This is a genomic window from Planktothrix pseudagardhii (genome assembly GCF_904830925.1).
Classification (GTDB): Bacteria; Cyanobacteriota; Cyanobacteriia; order Cyanobacteriales; family Microcoleaceae; genus Planktothrix; species Planktothrix tepida.
In genome coordinates, this window is record NZ_LR882967.1 from 6,250,261 (window position 1) to 6,267,224 (window position 16,964).

Here is a 16,964-nt window from a genome sequence, read left to right on the forward strand (position 1 = left end):
TCGGTTGGGTAACAAAGGTCATTGCAGAAACCCGGTTTCTCGGTGCTCTGTGGGGGGTCAGAAACCGGGTTTCTTAAGTTATCTTTCGATTGGGAAACAAAGATTATGGCAGAAACCCGGTTTCTCGTTTCTCGGATTTTATTCGGCAAAGGTTAAATGCTGGATTAATTTATCGCTTTTGTATAAGACAGAGAAAACGACTGCATTAACTCTGAGAAATTATCGGTTTGCAGGTAAACTAATAAATGATAATGATTAGGCATCAGACAATAAGCAATAATATCAACCCCATTAGTGATTAGATGATTTCTTAATTGTCGCAAAAAATAAATATAATTATCCCGTTCAAAAAAGATAAGCTGACGGTTATTGCCTCGGTTATAAACATGATAGTAATTACCCGCTTGAAAGATAACTTGACGACGTGGCATATTAAAGGATGGGTGAAAATTTAGAAACAGGGTTTCTCAACAAAAATTATAGTCTGTGGGGGCTCAGAAACCGGGTTTCTTAAGTTATCTTTCGGTTGGGAAACAAAGATTATGGCAGAAACCCGGTTTCTCGATACTCTTGTGGGGGATCAGAAACCGGGTTTCTTAACCTATCTCTCGGTTGAGCAACAAAGATTATGGCACAAACCCGGTTTCTCGGTTCTCTTGTGGGGACTCAGAAACCGGGTTTCTTAACCTATCTCTCGGTTGAGTCACAAAAGTTATTGCAGAAACCCGGTTTCTCCACAAATCTCTGTTGGGAAACAAAAGTTATTGCAGAAACCCGGTTTCTCGGAGTCTGGGTCACACCACTCGCCAAATATTAATCGTCCCATCACCACTGCCACTCACAAGAGTCTGCCCATCCGGGCTGATGGCGAGGGACTGAACCTCATAAGAATGCCCAGTCAGAGTGCCAAGTTCCTGCCCCGTACTCAAATCCCAAATAGTAATCGTGTCATCACCACCACTCACAAGAATTTGCCCATCTGGGCTGATGGCGACTGAATTAACCGAGTTAGAATGCCCAGTCAGGGTGCAAACAACCGAAGCATTTTCTAGCTTGCGTTTGCGTTCAATTTCTCGTTGTCGCTGACGTTCAGCTTGCAATTGTCGCTGATGTTCGGCTTCTTGTTGGCGTTTGCGCTCAATTTCCAGTTGTTGCTGACCTTCGGCTTCCAATTGTCGCTGACGTTCAGCTTCTTGTTGACGTTTATATTCCGCTTCTTTGCGCTGCATCTCCTCCCAAATCATTTTTTGGTGTTGACTTTCCCCAATAGCAGCCAAACACCCATTCAGCTTTTCCACATATTCTTTATCCCACACAGTCAAAGCTGATGTAACAGCTTCTAATAAGTCTAAAAAACTCAGTTTTTGTTCTTCAATAAAAGAAACCTGATTTCTCAACATCAGCCAAACTTGTATCGAATACTCAATCTGTTTTCTTGCCCAAGATTGATCGGGTAAATGACTCAAACTCAGCGCTAAATCTAAATATAAATCGGGAATCAGATGCGGGCGATCGCATCCCGCTAACTGATAAAGACTTTGATAACTAGAAACAATCTCACCCACCAACATTTGCTTCAAACTTTCACTCGGCACCTTTTCCAATAAACTCGGCAACAGTTCTGGCAATTTCGGACGCACATCAGCATGGGAGAAATGATAGCGATCCGCCAGCAAACCCACTAAAATACAATGGCAAATTCCTAAAAACTGCGCCAGTTCTTGAATATACTTTTCTTCCTTAACGTTATATTTATAATCCCGATCTCCCGTGAACCCAAACTCCCGATCTTCCTCCTCCTCTTCTAAAATTAATAAATTCAGTTCATCATCCCCACCCCGTCGCTGAATTTCTTCTAAACTTCTGCCTTTATCTAACAAAATCATCCGGTATTCTCGCCATTTTTCAGCATATTGACGGGCGATGGGATATAACACTTCTTTCCAAGGAATCGTTAGGAATGAAAAAGTAATAACTTGATGGGCTTCAGGTATAATGAAGTATAGGCACTGATGGCAGATTTTACAAAAATTGAGAGAACCGGGCAACGGATTTTTCGATTAAACTACACAACTTAACTTAAAACCTATGTTTTATTCTAGTTCAATTGAGGAAGAAATGAAAAAGTTTTATAACTCTTTATCAGAAAAGGATAAAAGAAGATATGCAGCGATAGAGGCTCAAAAACTGGGATGGGGAGGAATTAGTTATATCATCAAACTGTTGGGTTGTACTCGAAACACAATCGTCCGAGGAATAAAAGAGTTAAAAGAACTGGATGAACAGACTATTAATGATGTAAGAATTAGAAAAAAAGGAGGAGGAAGAAAAAGTATTTTTTCCACCCAAATTGGAATAGATGAAGCCTTTTTAGAAGTGTTAAAGTCCCGCACAGCCGGAGATCCTATGAACGAGTCAATTAAATGGACTAATTTAACCCACAAAGAAATTGCTTTGGGACTTAAGGAAGCCGGATTTAATATCAGTCCTCCCACCGTAAAGAAACTCTTAAAAAAGCATGGGTATGTCAAGCGAAAAGCACAAAAAAAGCAAACTACAGGAATTAATAAAGACCGAAATGCTCAATTTGAAAATATTGCTAGACTCGATACCCTGTATAGAGAAGCCGGTAATCCTATTATTAGTTTTGACACTAAAAAGAAAGAAGTTTTAGGGAATTTATATCGTCCAGGTACTCTGTATACAACTGAGCCTGTTACTACTTGGGATCATGATTTTGGAGCTTAGGTCATGGAAAAGTCATTCCCCATGGCATTTACGATACTCAAAAAAACCGAGGATATGTAACATTAGGTAACAGTAAAGATACCAGTGAATTTGCTTATAATGCTCTTAAACATTGGTGGAATCATTATGGAAAAGCTCTCTATCCTCATGCCAATTCGATTTTAGCTAAGTGTGATGGGGGTGGCAGTAATAATGCTAATCATTATATTTTTAAACAAGATTTACAAAAGTTAGTGGATGAAATTGGAATTGAGATCAGAATTGCTCATTACCCTCCCTATACATCTAAATATAATCCCATTGAACATCGACTTTTTCCTCATCTAACTCGAGCTTGTCAAGGAGTGATTTTTACCAGTCTTGGTTTGGTCAAAACTCTCATGGAAAAAACTCGTACTAATACAGGGCTATCTGTCGTTGTTAATGTCGTTGATCAGGTCTATCAAACGGGTCGGAAGGTAACTGATCATTTCAAAAAAACTCTGAAAATTGTTTTTGATGAATATTTACCCAAATGGAACTATCGAGCCGTACCTCAACTCACTCATTAATCCATTTATTGATTTTTCATTCCTTAGTTAACTTTTAGTTTGTCCTCGTTCCAATGCTCTGCATTGGAATGCTGTTTTGAGGCTCCGCCTCCTGTTAGAATAGGAGGCAGAGCCTCCGTGATCTGATTTCAAGGTAGAACCTTGAAACTAGAAATCAGAAAAGCGATCGCAGAAACTCAGTTTCTATTATGTTAACTTTTGGTACAGGTATTAAAAACTAATGTAGCTGCCGCCCAACGCGCTGTATCTCCGGTAGCAAATAGCTTTCCTGAAGGAGTATAAGCACTTCCTGAAGGGGTGACATAACCAATTTTATTTCCATCAGCATCATATACATTCAAATCCGCCCCCAAACGTCCAATATATTCACCGCTACGATAAAATTTATGTCCATCAACCGTTCCCGCTTTTCCCCATCCTGAACAATGCCACCAAACCGTATTTCCACTAAAATCAATGGATTTATTATCACTAGGTGTAATCGCTCCAGAATCGGTATAATTTAACGTTTGGGGCTGATGTTCTAAGGAATAAGCCGAGGCATTTTCTGGGTGATAGGCAAATGATAAATGTTCTTGAGAATAATGTTCTGTTGGATGAGATAAAGCGGTTAACTCCAAATTTTGATTAGTTTGATGAAAGGGATCTGTTATTGTATTATGGGAATGATGGAACGGATCGGAAAGCGGATGAATTGAGGGATCTGTTAAATGATGATTCTCTCCAGAATGAGTTAAAGGATGTTGTTCAATTCCTGTGTGATGAAATCCTGAATTAAAAGGATTAGAATGATCAGAAAAATGATGTTGATTTTCAATACCCGAATGGTGTAAACTCTGATTAGGATCAGTGTGTAATCCCTGACTGATAGAATCAGGGTGTTGTAAAAAGTTTTGAGAATCAGCAGATTGAGAGTGACTATGGGGATGTAACTCTATTCCCAAAGATTGGATTAAATGATCAAGTTGGGAATCGCCACTCAACGAGGAATTGTTGAGTCACAAAAGTTATGGCAGAAACCCGGTTTCTCGATACTCGGTGGGGGTTCAGAAACCGGGTTTCTTAACCTATCTCTCGGTTGAGTCACAAAAGTTATGGCAGAAACCCGGTTTCTCGGTTTTTGATTTCAGCTAAGATAAATTCAATATTTGCTTAACTTCATCTAAAGAAAAAATAGCGATCGCTCTTGACCAAACTCAAAACCGAATCGGTTATACTGGGATTTATGTTTTAATTTGTACCCAAGAAATAGGTAGGATAAAAATTATGACAACAACGATTCAAGTTGATATTTCCTTTGATTCATTAATTACAGCAATTAAATCCTTAGATTTATCCCAAAAACGTCAGCTTTTAGAAATTTTAGAAGATCAAATTTTTGAAGCAGAAGAAGAACTAGAAGAAGACCCCAAAATTATTGCTGAAATTGAAGAGGCGCGTCAAGCTTATCAAAGACGAGACTATCAAACCATTCAAGATTACATTGCAACTCACCCTGAAAAAACAACATGAGTTATACGGTTATCATTCCTAAACTTGTTCAGAAACAGTTAGATAATTTACCCGAAGATATCCGTCAACGAATTACTGCAAAAATTTTGTCTCTTACAATAGAACCTCGTCCAATAGGAGTTAAAAAGCTCAAAGGCTTTGATAATGAATACCGGGTTAGAGTTGGTGACTATCGAGTTCGTTATGAGGTTAATGATAAAATACTAACTGTGTTAGTTCTTCACTGTAAACATCGGAGGAATATTTATCGAGAGTAGAGTTTGTTATCATTGTTAGTCATCATTTTCTGTTCGTCCCTCACTAACTTTGGAACGGTTATACAATTAATGGAAATATACTCTCTACCAAAAGATATAAATTAATCATTAATTTAATTTAATATTGTTTATGCCTTTTGATTGACGTAAATTAAAGTGAATTCTTCCTATGCTGAATCAAAAGGTGGGCTAGGAAAATTTTATGGAAGAAATAACTTCAACTCCAAAATATGATCATCCTCCCTCAGAAGAAAATCCCAGTGATTTAGAACGATGGGGATCTTTAATTGGGGGAGGTGCGTTAGTATTAATGGGGCTTCAACAACACTCCTTAAAAGGCGTTCTCATGGCGATTGCAGGGGGTGGTTTAATGTATCAGGCTACTCAAAATAAAAGCACCCTTCATCAAGCTCAAGAAGCGTTAGGCTTAAATAAAAGCCAAAATATTCGAGTAGAAAAAACGGTTACGATTAATCGTTCTGTGGACGAACTTTATGAATTTTGGCGTAATTTTTACAATTTGCCAAGATTTATGAAACATATCAAATCTATCATTGTTTATGATGAGCATCGTTCCCATTGGGTGGCAACAGCGCCGTTAGGAACAACCGTTGAATGGGATGCAGAAATTATTAAAGATGAACCCAATCATTTAATTGCTTGGTCTTCTGTAGAAAATGCAGAGATTGGAAATTCAGGGTTTGTTCGGTTTCAACCTGCACCCGCACACCGAGGAACAGAAGTTAAAGTTGTGATTGAATATAATCCTCCCGGTGGTGGGGTTACAACTACTTTAGCTAAACTGTTTGGAGAAGAACCAGAACAACAAATTGGGGATGATCTTAACCGATTTAAACAGTTAATGGAAGCTGGAGAAATTGCAAGAAATACTGATCAATAAACACTTGACATTAACAATTAAATCATGGAGAATTTAAGATGAAAGCAGTTTGTTGGCATAGTTCAAATGATGTTCGGGTTGACAATGTTCCTGACCCGAAAATTTTAAATCCCCGCGATGCCATTCTGAAAATTACATCGACTGCCATTTGTGGTTCCGATTTACATCTTTATGATGGCTATATTCCAACGATGAAATCGGGGGATATTCTCGGCCATGAATTTATGGGGGAAGTGGTGGAACTCGGCTCCGAAGTCAAAAATTTAAAAATTGGCGATCGCATCGTCGTTCCCTTTACGATTTCTTGTGGTCATTGTTTCTTTTGTAATCGAGATTTATGGTCACTGTGCGATAATTCCAACCCCAATAAATGGATGGCTGAAAAATTTTATGGTCATTCTCCCTCTGGGTTATTTGGCTATTCTCATTTGATGGGGGGATACGCCGGAGGACAAGCAGAATATGTTCGGGTTCCCTTTGCGGATGTCGGGCCAATGAAAGTTCCCGATGGTTTAACTGATGAGCAAGTGCTATTTTTAACTGATATTTTCCCAACGGGTTACATGGCGGCGGAAAACTGCAATATTCAACCGGGGGATATCATCGCTATTTGGGGATGTGGCCCGGTGGGTCAATTTACCATCCGCAGCGCCTTTATGTTGGGTGCAGAACGGGTCATCGCCATTGACCGTTTTCCTGAACGCTTGCAGATGGCGAAAGATGCAGGTGCAGAGATTATAAATTATGAAGAAGTTGATCCGGGGGAAGCGCTGAAAGAGATGACGGGAGGACGGGGGCCAGATGCCTGTATTGATGCGGTGGGGATGGAAGCCCACGGAACCGATGCTATGGCCCTGTATGATACGGTGAAACAGGCCGTCCGCTTGGAAACCGATCGGCCCTTTGTGCTGCGACAAGCAATTGTAGCCTGTCGGAAGGGGGGTACAGTGTCTGTTCCGGGGGTTTATGGGGGATTTATTGATAAGATGCCAATGGGGGCAATTGTTAATAAAGGATTAACATTGCGATCGGGTCAAACCCATGTTCATAAATATTTACATCCCCTATTAGAACGCATTCAAAACGGAGAAATTGATCCTTCCTTTGTGATCACTCATAAACTGCCTTTAGAAGATGCTCCCAAGGCTTATAAAATTTTCCGGGATAAGCAAGAAAACTGTATTAAGGTGGTTTTGAAACCTTAATTAACTCCACCCTAGCTATCAGGGTTGTTTCCTGATCTAACAGCCCTGTAGCTTACTCTTCTGCTCCCCATTTATCAAATAAATCGTTGAGTAAAAGTTCTTCAATCCAAGTTTTACTAACAACCGTTAAAGGTAACGCCAGAACTAAGCCGAGAACCCCGAAAAATGTTGCGAAAAAGATTTGAGCCGTTAAGGTAATTGCAGGTAACAAATCAACTTGTTTTTGCATAACAAGGGGACTAAACCAATAGCTTTCTAAGTTTTGAATAATCACATATAATATAATCACTACCAGAGCTTTCCAAGGCGCATCTAATAAAGCAACAGCAACCGGAAAAATCACACTCGCTGTTGGCCCAATATTGGGAACAAAATTAAACATTCCGGCTAACAAAGCATGGGCAAAAACAAAGGGAATTCCTAAAATCAGCAGACCGACACCACTCAAAAACGCAACAAAAGCAGAGGTAATCACAATACCCCCCATCCATTGTAATAGAGTCGTTTCACATTTTGATAAAATGAAATCTGCCCGATGGCGATAAAAAGAAGGAAATAAACGCACGAATCCCTGACGATAAGACTGGGGATCTGCTAATAGCATCAAAGCAAAGATTAAGACCAATAAAAACTGTAAAAAATTTGCAATGGAGTTAGAAAAAAACGCAAAGAAATTACCCAATAATTTTTGAGCTAAAGGCCCAAATTGTTGCGCCAGTTGGGTAACATTGGGAAGTTCAATATCCAGTTTAGGCAACCAAGTGGGGGGATTTTCAATTAGTTGGTTCACCCAAATTCGCAACTTATCATAGCCGATAGGAACCAATTTGATTAATTCTTGAAACTGGTCTAAAAACGGCGGCAAAACCAGACTAATTAACACAACACCCATGAACACAATTAAGGCGAGGGATAAGAGAACCGCCACCCCCCGTTTCAGGCCAAACCGTTGTATCCGACGCACTAAACTATTAATGGCAATCGAGAAGACAACAGAAGTAAACAGAAGCAGCAAAATTTGTCGAAACTGCCACAGAATAATAAGGGCAATGATTAAACAAAGTAACCCGATCCAATCTGTCAGTTTCAAGACATTAACTCCTATTTGACGCTTGTTAAAATCCCTATTTACACAGGTTTAGCCTAATATCCACAACTTGAAAATCAAGATGGCTTTCATAGAACGGCTGAGGTTTAAGATCAAAAGTGAGAAATGCAGATGATAGTCAATATGCTACAGCCTCAACTTTTGAATTGGGAATGTCGTGATACTCGATCCATCCATACTGATTCCGTCAGAGTCGTTGCCATAAGTTGCGATGGCAAATTTCTTGCCAGTCGAAGTGATGATACCACATTGCAACTTTACAATCTGGAAACCTCTTCCACCCCTAAGATCCTGGCTGATCACTTAGAACGAGAATATCCCGGCTATGGGTTAGTATTCAGTCCAAATTCTCCCATACTGGCCGTTGAATGTGACAAAAATATTCAACTTTGGGATGTGATCACCGGTCAACATCGGGTTTTAGACTTGGGGTTATCGGTTCCGATCTGTTCTTTAGCGTTTAGTCCTAATGGTAAACTTCTGGCTGCTGGAAGTTTTGATGGCATCATTGGGTTTTGGGATTTAACCCGTGATCAAATCCTTCCGGCGTTCAAAGCTCATTCTTTTCCGATTTGGTCATTGGCCTTTAGTCCTGATAGTTTGTTTTTGGCTAGTGGAAGTGGAGATGGAACAGTGGGATTATGGAGTTTAAATGGCCAGCATTCTAATGCTCTTTTGGTGGGTCATTCCTTTCCCGTTTGGTCAGTGGTTTTTAGTCCAGATGGTTTGACTCTTGCTACTGGTAGTGAAGATCACACGATTAAACTCTGGTGGCTGGAAATTGGTCAGGAATTAGCAACTCTGATCGGTCATTCCGGTGCGGTGAAATCCCTCGCTTTTTCTCCAGAAGGCAAAACTTTAGTGAGCGGAAGTCAGGATAAAACGTTGAGGCTATGGCAAATTAGCCCAGATTTACAGGTGGGAACTTTGTTAAGCTCCATTCACACCCTCACAGGTCATGAAGGTTCTGTTGAGACGGTTGCTTACAGCCCTTCTGAACGTTTGATTGTTAGTGGTAGTACCGATGGAACTATTAAACTGTGGCGGACAGTTGATTAAATCTATTAATCAAAATCTCTCAGGTGTCAGGGTGTGACTTGTTAAGGTAATCGTGAACAACAAAAAACGCCCCCCTTTCGGAGAGCGTTTTTTGTATGATTTCGGTTAAAAATTAACCATTGATAGAAGGAGCAACCAGAGCAACGGGAGCAGATTCACCCGAAGCTAAGTCTAAGGGGAAGTTGTGAGCGTTACGCTCGTGCATCACTTCCATACCCAGGTTAGCGCGGTTTAACACATCAGCCCAAGTATTGATCACGCGACCCGTAGAGTCGATGATGGACTGGTTGAAGTTGAATCCGTTCAGGTTGAAAGCCATTGTGGATACACCTAATGCGGTGAACCAAATGCCGACCACAGGCCAAGCGCCTAAGAAGAAGTGTAAGCTACGGCTGTTGTTGAAGCTGGCATATTGGAAGATTAAACGTCCAAAGTAACCATGGGCTGCAACGATGTTGTAGGTTTCTTCTTCTTGACCGAATTTGTAACCGTAGTTTTGGGATTCGGTTTCGGTGGTTTCACGCACCAGAGAAGAAGTAACCAGAGAACCGTGCATGGCGGAGAATAAGCTTCCACCGAACACCCCGGCAACTCCTAACATATGGAAGGGGTGCATCAGGATGTTATGCTCGGCTTGGAACACTAACATGAAGTTGAAGGTTCCAGAGATACCTAAAGGCATCCCGTCAGAGAATGAACCTTGACCGATGGGATAGATCAGGAATACGGCGGCTGCTGCTGCAACAGGTGCAGAGTAGGCGACGCAGATCCAAGGACGCATCCCTAAACGGTAGGATAATTCCCACTCCCGACCCATGTAGCATAAGATGCCGATGAAGAAGTGGAAAATCACTAACTGGTAAGGGCCACCGTTGTACAGCCATTCATCTAATGAAGCTGCTTCCCAGATGGGATAGAAGTGTAAGCCGATGGCGTTAGAGGAAGGAACAACTGCACCAGAGATGATGTTGTTTCCGTATAACAGTGAACCAGCGACGGGTTCACGGATACCATCGATGTCCACTGGAGGAGCAGCGATGAAGGCGATGATGTAGCAGATGGTGGCGGTTAATAACGTCGGGATCATCAGAACACCGAACCAACCGACATAAATCCGGTTGTTGGTGGATGTGACCCAGTTACAGAACCGATCCCAGATTGAGGCACTTTCGCGCTGTTGAATCGTGGTTGTCATGTTAAGTATGATTGCGATTAAGTTTTCGAGGTACGTTTTGTATGTATGTACTTTACTTTAGGGCTTTTGTAACGGTTTGTAAAGTCTTTTCACTTAGTATTTAGTGATGAATGCTATAAGCTGGGCTAATGAATAACAGTGAGGTTATAGGTATATATCGGCAGCGTTGTGCGATTCGTCTGGTTGAAATTGTGATTGACATTAATACTTAGATGGGTGTAAGTCTGCTTTTCATCCCATGAAGTAGGGTAGAGGTTTTTGAAGAAGTGCGATCTCTCTGGGATTAGTATTTTCTGGTTTCTAAGTTCTACCTAGAAATAATATTCGGGTGGCAGAGCCACCTAAAATCAGAGGCTATGCCTCTGATCAGACATTTAATTATACCTGCCTACTTAACACCCAAGACCGAATCAAATCATTCACTTGTTCAGGAACTTCATCATGGGGACAATGACCCGCCTGGAGAAAATATTCCTGTAATTGGGGATAATATTGATGAAACTTGTGGCTACGTTCTCGACAGTTCATCCAGGGATCACCTTCTCCCCAAATTAACAATAGAGGACAGCTTAACTGATGTAACAATACATCCACTTTTTCCCCTTGAGGACTTTTGAACACCGATGCAAACACCTGCGCCGCACCGGGATCACAGGAGGGACGATAAATTTCTTCTACTAATTGATCGGTAACCGCATTGGGATCAAGATAAACTTTCAATAGGGTTTTGCGAATTATAGAACGGCGTCTTGTCCATTGGAAAATTAAAAAACTCACCCAATCTTGACGAAATAGCGATCGCATCGTTTGAGAAACCACTTTTTTCCATAGAGGGGGTTCAGGACGGGGATCAGTTTCCGTAAAAGGCCCCGCACTGTTGAGTAAAATAACACCTTTGGCCGTTGATGGACATTGGGAGGCAACACAAAGGGACGCATACCCCCCTAGGGAATTTCCGGCTAAAATTACAGGCTGACCGATCACCTCTGTAATAAAGTCCTGAAGCTGATCTCGCCACAGTTGACCACTATATTCGACCTGGGGTTTTCCAGACCGACCAAACCCTAATAAATCAATGGCCCAGACTTCAAAATCCGATTGTAACCCTTGTATATTTTTACGCCAGTGATCCGTAGATGCCCCAAACCCATGAACCAGAAGCAGGGAGGGACATTGGGGGTGGCGTTCACCCACACGCACATAGTAAATCAATTGATCCCGCCATTGCCAATATTGTCCGGGGATCACGTCAGAGGGGAGTGTTGGGGTTGTGATCATGTTGCTTTATCAAGAAATATTAAGTTACATTAATAATATTAACAAAAACCAGAGAAGCAGAATTGACTCTTTAGTCTTCTGTATCAATAGCTACTAATTTTTATTCCTTAGATAAACACAGAAGAGTTAAGCTGTTGTGTATTTAAACTGTGATTATAGCATTACCTTTGTTTTTAAGTTTACGTCCCCATTTAATAGATAACTGTCCTTCATTTAAAAGCTGATGTAATAAACACTCTAGCTCATCAACTGATTTAAAGAGTCGATGAGCTATATATTCTTTAGCTGAATGCCAGACTAATTCAATTAAATTATAATCTGGACTATATGCTGGAAGAAATTCTAAATAGACATTCGGCATTTCTGCTTTAATTTTTTCTAGGTACTCTTCTTTTTTGTGAAAACTTGCATTGTCAAGAATAATCAGGATCTTAGCTCCTTTTTCTACAAATTCTTCTGCTTGATTTCCCGCTAATACCCATTCATAAATTAGCTCTTGATAAAAACTTTTTAACACTTGATAAAAATTATCTGCATTTCCTTTATCCAGAAATTCTACAAATCTTTTTTTATCCGAGTACCTCAATCCTCCCATCACATTAACTCTTCCTTTCCTCCTGTCTCCTCTAATCTGTTTCCTCTTCCCTTTTTTACACCAATTCTTTCTTTTTATCACTCTTAAATTAAATCCACTTTCATCCCAAAACCATACCTGTAATTGTTCTGGACTTTCTTTTGCTATTTTCAAATATTCTTCTATTTTATCTTTAAATAATTTTCTTTTTTCTGGATCTCTTTTCTCTTCTAAGCTATACTTTGCCCACAAATAAACATACTTTTTTTCCTTTAATATCTTTCTCACTTGTGAACTACTTAATTTGATTCCTGTGATTTGTTCTAAATAAGTTGCCAATCTTTCTCCTGTCCATCTCCCAAATTCATATCCTAATTCTTCCGGTTCTTTTTCTACTGTTTCTAATAATATCTCTATATATTTGTCTGTGGCTTTTCTATAATTTCCTTTCATTCTTTCATCTTTTAGGCTTTCTAATTTGTCAGGGTCTCCATGTACACACCAATAACATACTTTGTTTAATGAGCAGCCCAAAAACTTGGCAATTTCACTTTGCTTTTTACCATCATTTAGCAATAATAAAATCAAGATTCTTTCTCGGATTTGTCCATTTTCTTCCTCTTTCAATCTTTTCTGTAGTTTCTCTACTTGCTTTTCATTTAAATGATTTTTAGCAGGCATCTTTTGATTGATTTTTCTAAACTTGGTTTTTCATTATACCCTATTTAGATGCTTAACAGCTTATTTTGTCATTCTCATCAACACTGCAATCTAAGTCCTCTCTTGGCTTGTTTTCTTCAAAATCCTTTGATTTCTCTAGGGTTGAGCTTGTTTGTAATTCATTTATAATACAAAAATATACACTATTTTTCAAAATTAATTGTGTTTTTTCTTATTCTTTTGGTAATCTAATGAATGAACGGGTACTCACGCTCACCCACTCAGATTAAATTCCATAGCAGGAGAGAATTTACAACTATGCAGGGTGTGAGGTTTATCCACCACGTTGCCAGGGAGTTTTCCGTGTGATTGCTTTAACATCGCGTCCGGTTAAACGAAACTGGGTCACTATTAGCTTTGCTTCTACCTTGTATCTCTGTCCAATCTTGGACTTGCTTCTGGCTGACATTCCAGACCTGTTGCAAGCCGAAATTCGCCTGGGACTACAAGAAGCACTTGTGAATGCTGCCAAGCATGGCAACAAGCTAGACCCCAGTAAAACAGTCGTCGTCCGCTTTAGTCTAATTCAAGATCATTGCTGGTGGATTATATCAGATCAGGGTTGTGGTTTTAAACCGCCTTGTAAATGTCAATTACAGGACGAGGTTGATTATAAACCCGAAATCCAAGATTCTGATTTACCCCATGACGAACACGAATGTGGACGAGGGTTGTATATTCTTTATCAAATTTTTGATCGTGTGCAATGGAATCGAACGGGAACCGAACTCACGTTATGCAAGAAAATGGTAACACCTTATGAACAACAGGATTGGTAATCGTTTTTAGACCTTAAAATCAGTCACAAAAACCTTGTTCATAGCAAGTTTAGATCTCACCTTGATTTTAATTGTCTTTGTGTTTTTATGCCGAATCTTAGAGGAAGTTGGTGAGGCTTACGACCGTTTTTTGGAAGTTGTTCCATGGGTGGGACAAGGAGGGGCTGTAATCCTTCGTTCTAGCCAGCCAACCGCTTGATTTAACCGAGGGATCACTTCTTGTGGCTGATTTTTGAGTAAAAAGACTAAGGCGGCGGCTAAATGTTCCCCAGCGCGAGCATTGCAATTTGACTTGAGGCGGTGCCAGTCTCGCTCGGGGATGGCTAATCGTTCTGCCAAAGCTTGAGCGAGTTCTAATGTGCTATACTCGCTGAGACTAGCTGTGCGGGGACTCATCTGATGGTCTGAAAGGTCGGGAGTTTTGGAGTGGAGGTTAGTCATAAGGATAATTTTAATGGCGGGGTGAATTCGGTCTTGTATTATTATGCCAAGTCAATCATCATCTCAACCACCCTCACCGAATAATTTGACTGAGGATGGGAATCAAGACATTGAACAGGGCTTAGCAGAGGTTGAACAATCTCTGATAGATCTTAAAGCACGATTAACCCAAATTCAACAAGATCAACAACGTCAACTTGAATTGAAGAACCGCATTGATGAAGTGATTCCTCAAATTCGTCAAACCAAGTCGCAACAATTGAAAGACGAATTAAAACAGTTAAAAACCCAGTTAGAAACTTTAGAATTTAATTTAGAAAGTCGTTTGGTCACTTGGGGAAGTTTCAAGGAACCTTTTTGGCAAGCCGTTCGTTTTGGGGGGTTAGGAATTGTGATCGGTTGGATCTTAAAATCTTGTTCAGGGGGATAGCGAGCGCTGTAATTTCTATAATGGGGAGTAGGGTGATTGGCTCATTTTATTCGGAGGGTAGAGTTAGATTGAGTGAAAGTTGAGTAACTCAGTTAGTAGAGCGATTCACTTTTAATGAACAGGGAGTTGGTAAAAGCACGATCAGCTAACGCTTTGCTCCTTAATAAATTTGAAAGCTGCTTATCGGACTTGAACCGACGACCTGTTCATTACGAGTGAACCGCTCTACCAACTGAGCTAAAGCAGCACTGAATTGATATCAGCACAATATTGAATCTTAGCAAAAGTTCATCTCAAATGTCAACTTTTTTCAGGACAACTGGAAAGACAATGGCAGCCACTCTCTCTCCAAAGCCGAAATTACAGGTTATCGGGAAGGGAACCACTGGTAGCACCCGAATACACGATACCGCGCTCCATATCTAAGGTCAAAATAACCCCATCTCGAATCATGCGAGTAGCATTCTTCACCCCCACAATCACAGGAACCCCTAACCGTAAACCAATGATCGCCGCATGGCTGGTTAAACTATCCGCTTCTGTAACCACACCCACCGCCTTTCGCATCGCATCCACAAAATCAGCACTGGTTTGGGGTGTGACTAAAATGTCTCCCACATTAAAATCGCCCAATTCTCCGGCACTGCGGGCAACCCGCGCTCGTCCGGTTACACAACCTTGACCAACGGCGGTTCCTTTCCCTAAAGCAGCCGTGACCACTTCCACCTTAATTAAATCCGTAGATCCCGCTACCCCTTGTAAGGTTCCGGCCGTTGTCACGACTAAATCCCCATCCGCAAGCAGATTTTTTTCTCTAGCCACTGTCACTGCCGCTTGGAAGGTTTGGTCAGCCGAAGGTAAATCTAAGACTAATAGCGGTTTCACCCCCCAGACTAAACTTAACTGTCGGGCGACTTCCACATGAGGGGTAATCGCTAAAATCTGGGTTTGGGGTCGAAATTTAGAGACGTTACGCGCTGTAGACCCGGTTTTAGTTAAGGTCATAATAGCTGCGGCATTCAACTGATGGGAAATTTGCCCCACCGCCTGACTAATAGCATTAGGAATAGAACGTCCGGTATCTTCGACTTTAGAAATATTGCGAGTCACGCCATCTTGTTCAATTCGCGCCGCAATTCGTGCCATGGTCGCCACTGCTTCTACAGGATATTTGCCAACAGCTGTTTCATTAGAAAGCATCACCGCATCAGTACCATCCAAAATCGCATTCGCCACATCGGAAATTTCCGCACGGGTGGGTCGAGGATTATTCACCATGCTATCTAACATCTGAGTAGCAGTAATCACCGGAATTCCCATGCGGTTAGCGGTGAGAATTAACCGTTTTTGTAATATCGGCACATCTTCAGCCGGAAGTTCTACTCCTAAATCTCCTCGTGCTACCATGACGCCATTACACAAAGCCAGAATTTCTTCCATTTGTTCAATGGCTTCATGTTTTTCAATTTTGGCAATCACCGGAACATCTTTTCCGGCGCTGGCGATTAATTCTTTAATTTCTAAAACATCCTGGGGATTTCTGACGAAACTTAAAGCGACCCAATCAACTCCTTGATCTAAACCAAACATTAAGTCTTTTCGGTCTTTTTCTGTCAACGCTTTAATCGACAGATAAACCCCTGGAAAATTCACCCCTTTACTATTAGAAAGGGTTCCACCAACGACCACACGACAATATAAGCGTCCCTTTGCTGGTTCAACTTTCTCCACGAACATCTCAACTTTACCGTCATCGAGGAGAATAATTGCCCCTTCTGGAACTTCATCGGCTAAAGGTTGATAAGTTACGGAGGAGATTTCCTGAGTTCCGACGACATCCTCGCTGGTGAGAATAAACAAATCATCTCGGTTGAGAACAATTGAACCCTTCTCAAATTTACCCAATCGAATTTTAGGCCCTTGCAGGTCTTGTAAAATTCCGACGGGTTGATTGAGTTCAAAGGCCGTTTGCCGGATCATGCGAATACTGCGTTGATGATCCTCATGGGTATTATGGGAAAAATTCAACCGTAGAGTCGTTGCACCCGCTTCAATCAACGCGCGCAGAACTTCAGGCTTCTGTGTAGCAGGGCCAATTGTAGCGACTATTTTGGTTCGGTGCAGTAGATTTTGCGGTTGCATGACTCAATAAACTTCTAGGGAATTATTTGTAGAGACATTCTCTGGAATATCTCTACAAAGCATA

At 40.9% G+C, this 16,964-nt stretch carries 17 protein-coding genes, 1 tRNA gene and 1 pseudogene; 9 read left to right on the forward strand and 10 right to left on the reverse strand.

All coding sequences use genetic code 11. The features are described from left to right. Positions 1-164: 164 nt before the first annotated feature. The gene (locus tag NMK36_RS27115) at positions 165-431 is read right to left on the reverse strand and encodes a transposase (protein ID WP_254175061.1); all 267 of its coding nucleotides are present in this window, start codon (positions 429-431) and stop codon (positions 165-167) included. Positions 432-628: 197 nt separating this feature from the next. Between NMK36_RS27115 and NMK36_RS27120 the strand changes: the two genes are divergently transcribed. Beyond that, positions 629-817: a hypothetical protein gene (locus NMK36_RS27120; protein ID WP_254175062.1), complete on the forward strand. Its 189-nt coding sequence runs from the start codon at positions 629-631 to the stop codon at positions 815-817. On the opposite strand, the gene NMK36_RS27125 is transcribed toward NMK36_RS27120, so the two are convergent. After that, positions 795-2,048 (reverse strand): hypothetical protein, encoded by a 1,254-nt coding sequence (locus NMK36_RS27125; RefSeq protein ID WP_254175063.1) that lies wholly within the window; start codon positions 2,046-2,048, stop codon positions 795-797. The two genes, NMK36_RS27120 and NMK36_RS27125, sit on opposite strands and share 23 nt — an antisense overlap. 70 nt (positions 2,049-2,118) lie before the next feature. On the opposite strand from NMK36_RS27125, the pseudogene NMK36_RS28875 reads away from it, so the two are divergent. After that, positions 2,119-3,299, forward strand: a pseudogene (locus tag NMK36_RS28875) (ISAzo13 family transposase). Between the two features lie 191 nt (positions 3,300-3,490). Here NMK36_RS28875 and NMK36_RS27140 read toward each other — a convergent pair. Further along, positions 3,491-4,282 (reverse strand): hypothetical protein, encoded by a 792-nt coding sequence (locus NMK36_RS27140; RefSeq protein WP_072717652.1) that lies wholly within the window; start codon positions 4,280-4,282, stop codon positions 3,491-3,493. A gap of 283 nt (positions 4,283-4,565) precedes the next feature. On the opposite strand from NMK36_RS27140, the gene NMK36_RS27145 reads away from it, so the two are divergent. The 4 genes from NMK36_RS27145 to NMK36_RS27160 all read left to right on the forward strand — a co-directional run bounded on the left by NMK36_RS27145 (position 4,566) and on the right by NMK36_RS27160 (position 7,174). Beyond that, positions 4,566-4,811 carry a hypothetical protein gene (locus NMK36_RS27145; protein WP_072717651.1) on the forward strand — a complete coding sequence of 82 codons (246 nt, stop codon included), beginning with the start codon at positions 4,566-4,568 and terminating at the stop codon, positions 4,809-4,811. Further along, on the forward strand, positions 4,808-5,068 hold the full coding sequence (locus tag NMK36_RS27150; protein ID WP_072717650.1) for a type II toxin-antitoxin system RelE family toxin: 261 nt from the start codon (positions 4,808-4,810) through the stop codon (positions 5,066-5,068). The genes NMK36_RS27145 and NMK36_RS27150 overlap by 4 nt, the downstream gene beginning before the upstream one ends. 202 nt (positions 5,069-5,270) lie before the next feature. Then, positions 5,271-5,969, forward strand: a complete 699-nt coding sequence (locus tag NMK36_RS27155; RefSeq protein WP_072717649.1) for an SRPBCC family protein — start codon at positions 5,271-5,273, stop codon at positions 5,967-5,969. A 38-nt stretch (positions 5,970-6,007) separates the two neighbouring features. Further along, complete coding sequence (locus NMK36_RS27160; RefSeq protein WP_254175065.1) at positions 6,008-7,174, forward strand: zinc-dependent alcohol dehydrogenase; 1,167 nt, start codon at positions 6,008-6,010, stop codon at positions 7,172-7,174. A gap of 52 nt (positions 7,175-7,226) precedes the next feature. Here NMK36_RS27160 and NMK36_RS27165 read toward each other — a convergent pair whose 3' ends face one another. Then, positions 7,227-8,264, reverse strand: coding sequence for an AI-2E family transporter (locus tag NMK36_RS27165; RefSeq protein WP_254175066.1), 1,038 nt, complete (start codon positions 8,262-8,264; stop codon positions 7,227-7,229). Positions 8,265-8,393: 129 nt separating this feature from the next. Here NMK36_RS27165 and NMK36_RS27170 point away from each other — a divergent pair, with 129 nt between their 5' ends. Continuing rightward, the gene (locus NMK36_RS27170) at positions 8,394-9,341 is read left to right on the forward strand and encodes a WD40 repeat domain-containing protein (protein ID WP_245824172.1); all 948 of its coding nucleotides are present in this window, start codon (positions 8,394-8,396) and stop codon (positions 9,339-9,341) included. A 112-nt stretch (positions 9,342-9,453) separates the two neighbouring features. Here NMK36_RS27170 and psbA read toward each other — a convergent pair whose 3' ends face one another. From psbA to NMK36_RS27185, 3 genes are all read right to left on the reverse strand, one after another. Continuing rightward, positions 9,454-10,536, reverse strand: a complete 1,083-nt coding sequence (gene psbA / locus NMK36_RS27175) for a photosystem II q(b) protein (RefSeq protein ID WP_072717645.1) — start codon at positions 10,534-10,536, stop codon at positions 9,454-9,456. Positions 10,537-10,914: 378 nt separating this feature from the next. Further along, on the reverse strand, positions 10,915-11,814 hold the full coding sequence (locus NMK36_RS27180) for an alpha/beta fold hydrolase (protein ID WP_072717644.1): 900 nt from the start codon (positions 11,812-11,814) through the stop codon (positions 10,915-10,917). Between the two features lie 142 nt (positions 11,815-11,956). After that, positions 11,957-13,069 carry an IS630 family transposase gene (locus tag NMK36_RS27185; RefSeq protein ID WP_254172743.1) on the reverse strand — a complete coding sequence of 371 codons (1,113 nt, stop codon included), beginning with the start codon at positions 13,067-13,069 and terminating at the stop codon, positions 11,957-11,959. Positions 13,070-13,413: 344 nt separating this feature from the next. Between NMK36_RS27185 and NMK36_RS27190 the strand changes: the two genes are divergently transcribed. After that, a complete protein-coding gene (locus tag NMK36_RS27190) occupies positions 13,414-13,887 on the forward strand; it encodes an ATP-binding protein (protein WP_254175067.1) in 474 nt (157 codons plus the stop codon). Positions 13,888-14,004: 117 nt separating this feature from the next. Here NMK36_RS27190 and NMK36_RS27195 read toward each other — a convergent pair whose 3' ends face one another. Next, positions 14,005-14,283, reverse strand: coding sequence for a DUF6439 family protein (locus tag NMK36_RS27195; protein WP_072717642.1), 279 nt, complete (start codon positions 14,281-14,283; stop codon positions 14,005-14,007). 88 nt (positions 14,284-14,371) lie between these two features. Here NMK36_RS27195 and NMK36_RS27200 point away from each other — a divergent pair, with 88 nt between their 5' ends. Next, positions 14,372-14,758: a DUF2203 domain-containing protein gene (locus tag NMK36_RS27200; protein WP_072717641.1), complete on the forward strand. Its 387-nt coding sequence runs from the start codon at positions 14,372-14,374 to the stop codon at positions 14,756-14,758. A 174-nt stretch (positions 14,759-14,932) separates the two neighbouring features. Here the strand turns inward: NMK36_RS27200 and NMK36_RS27205 are convergent. Together NMK36_RS27205 and pyk are read right to left on the reverse strand one after the other, a co-directional pair. Further along, positions 14,933-15,005 (reverse strand) — tRNA-Thr (locus tag NMK36_RS27205). 113 nt (positions 15,006-15,118) lie between these two features. Next, positions 15,119-16,900, reverse strand: coding sequence for a pyruvate kinase (gene pyk / locus NMK36_RS27210; protein WP_072717640.1), 1,782 nt, complete (start codon positions 16,898-16,900; stop codon positions 15,119-15,121). Positions 16,901-16,964: the final 64 nt, after the last annotated feature.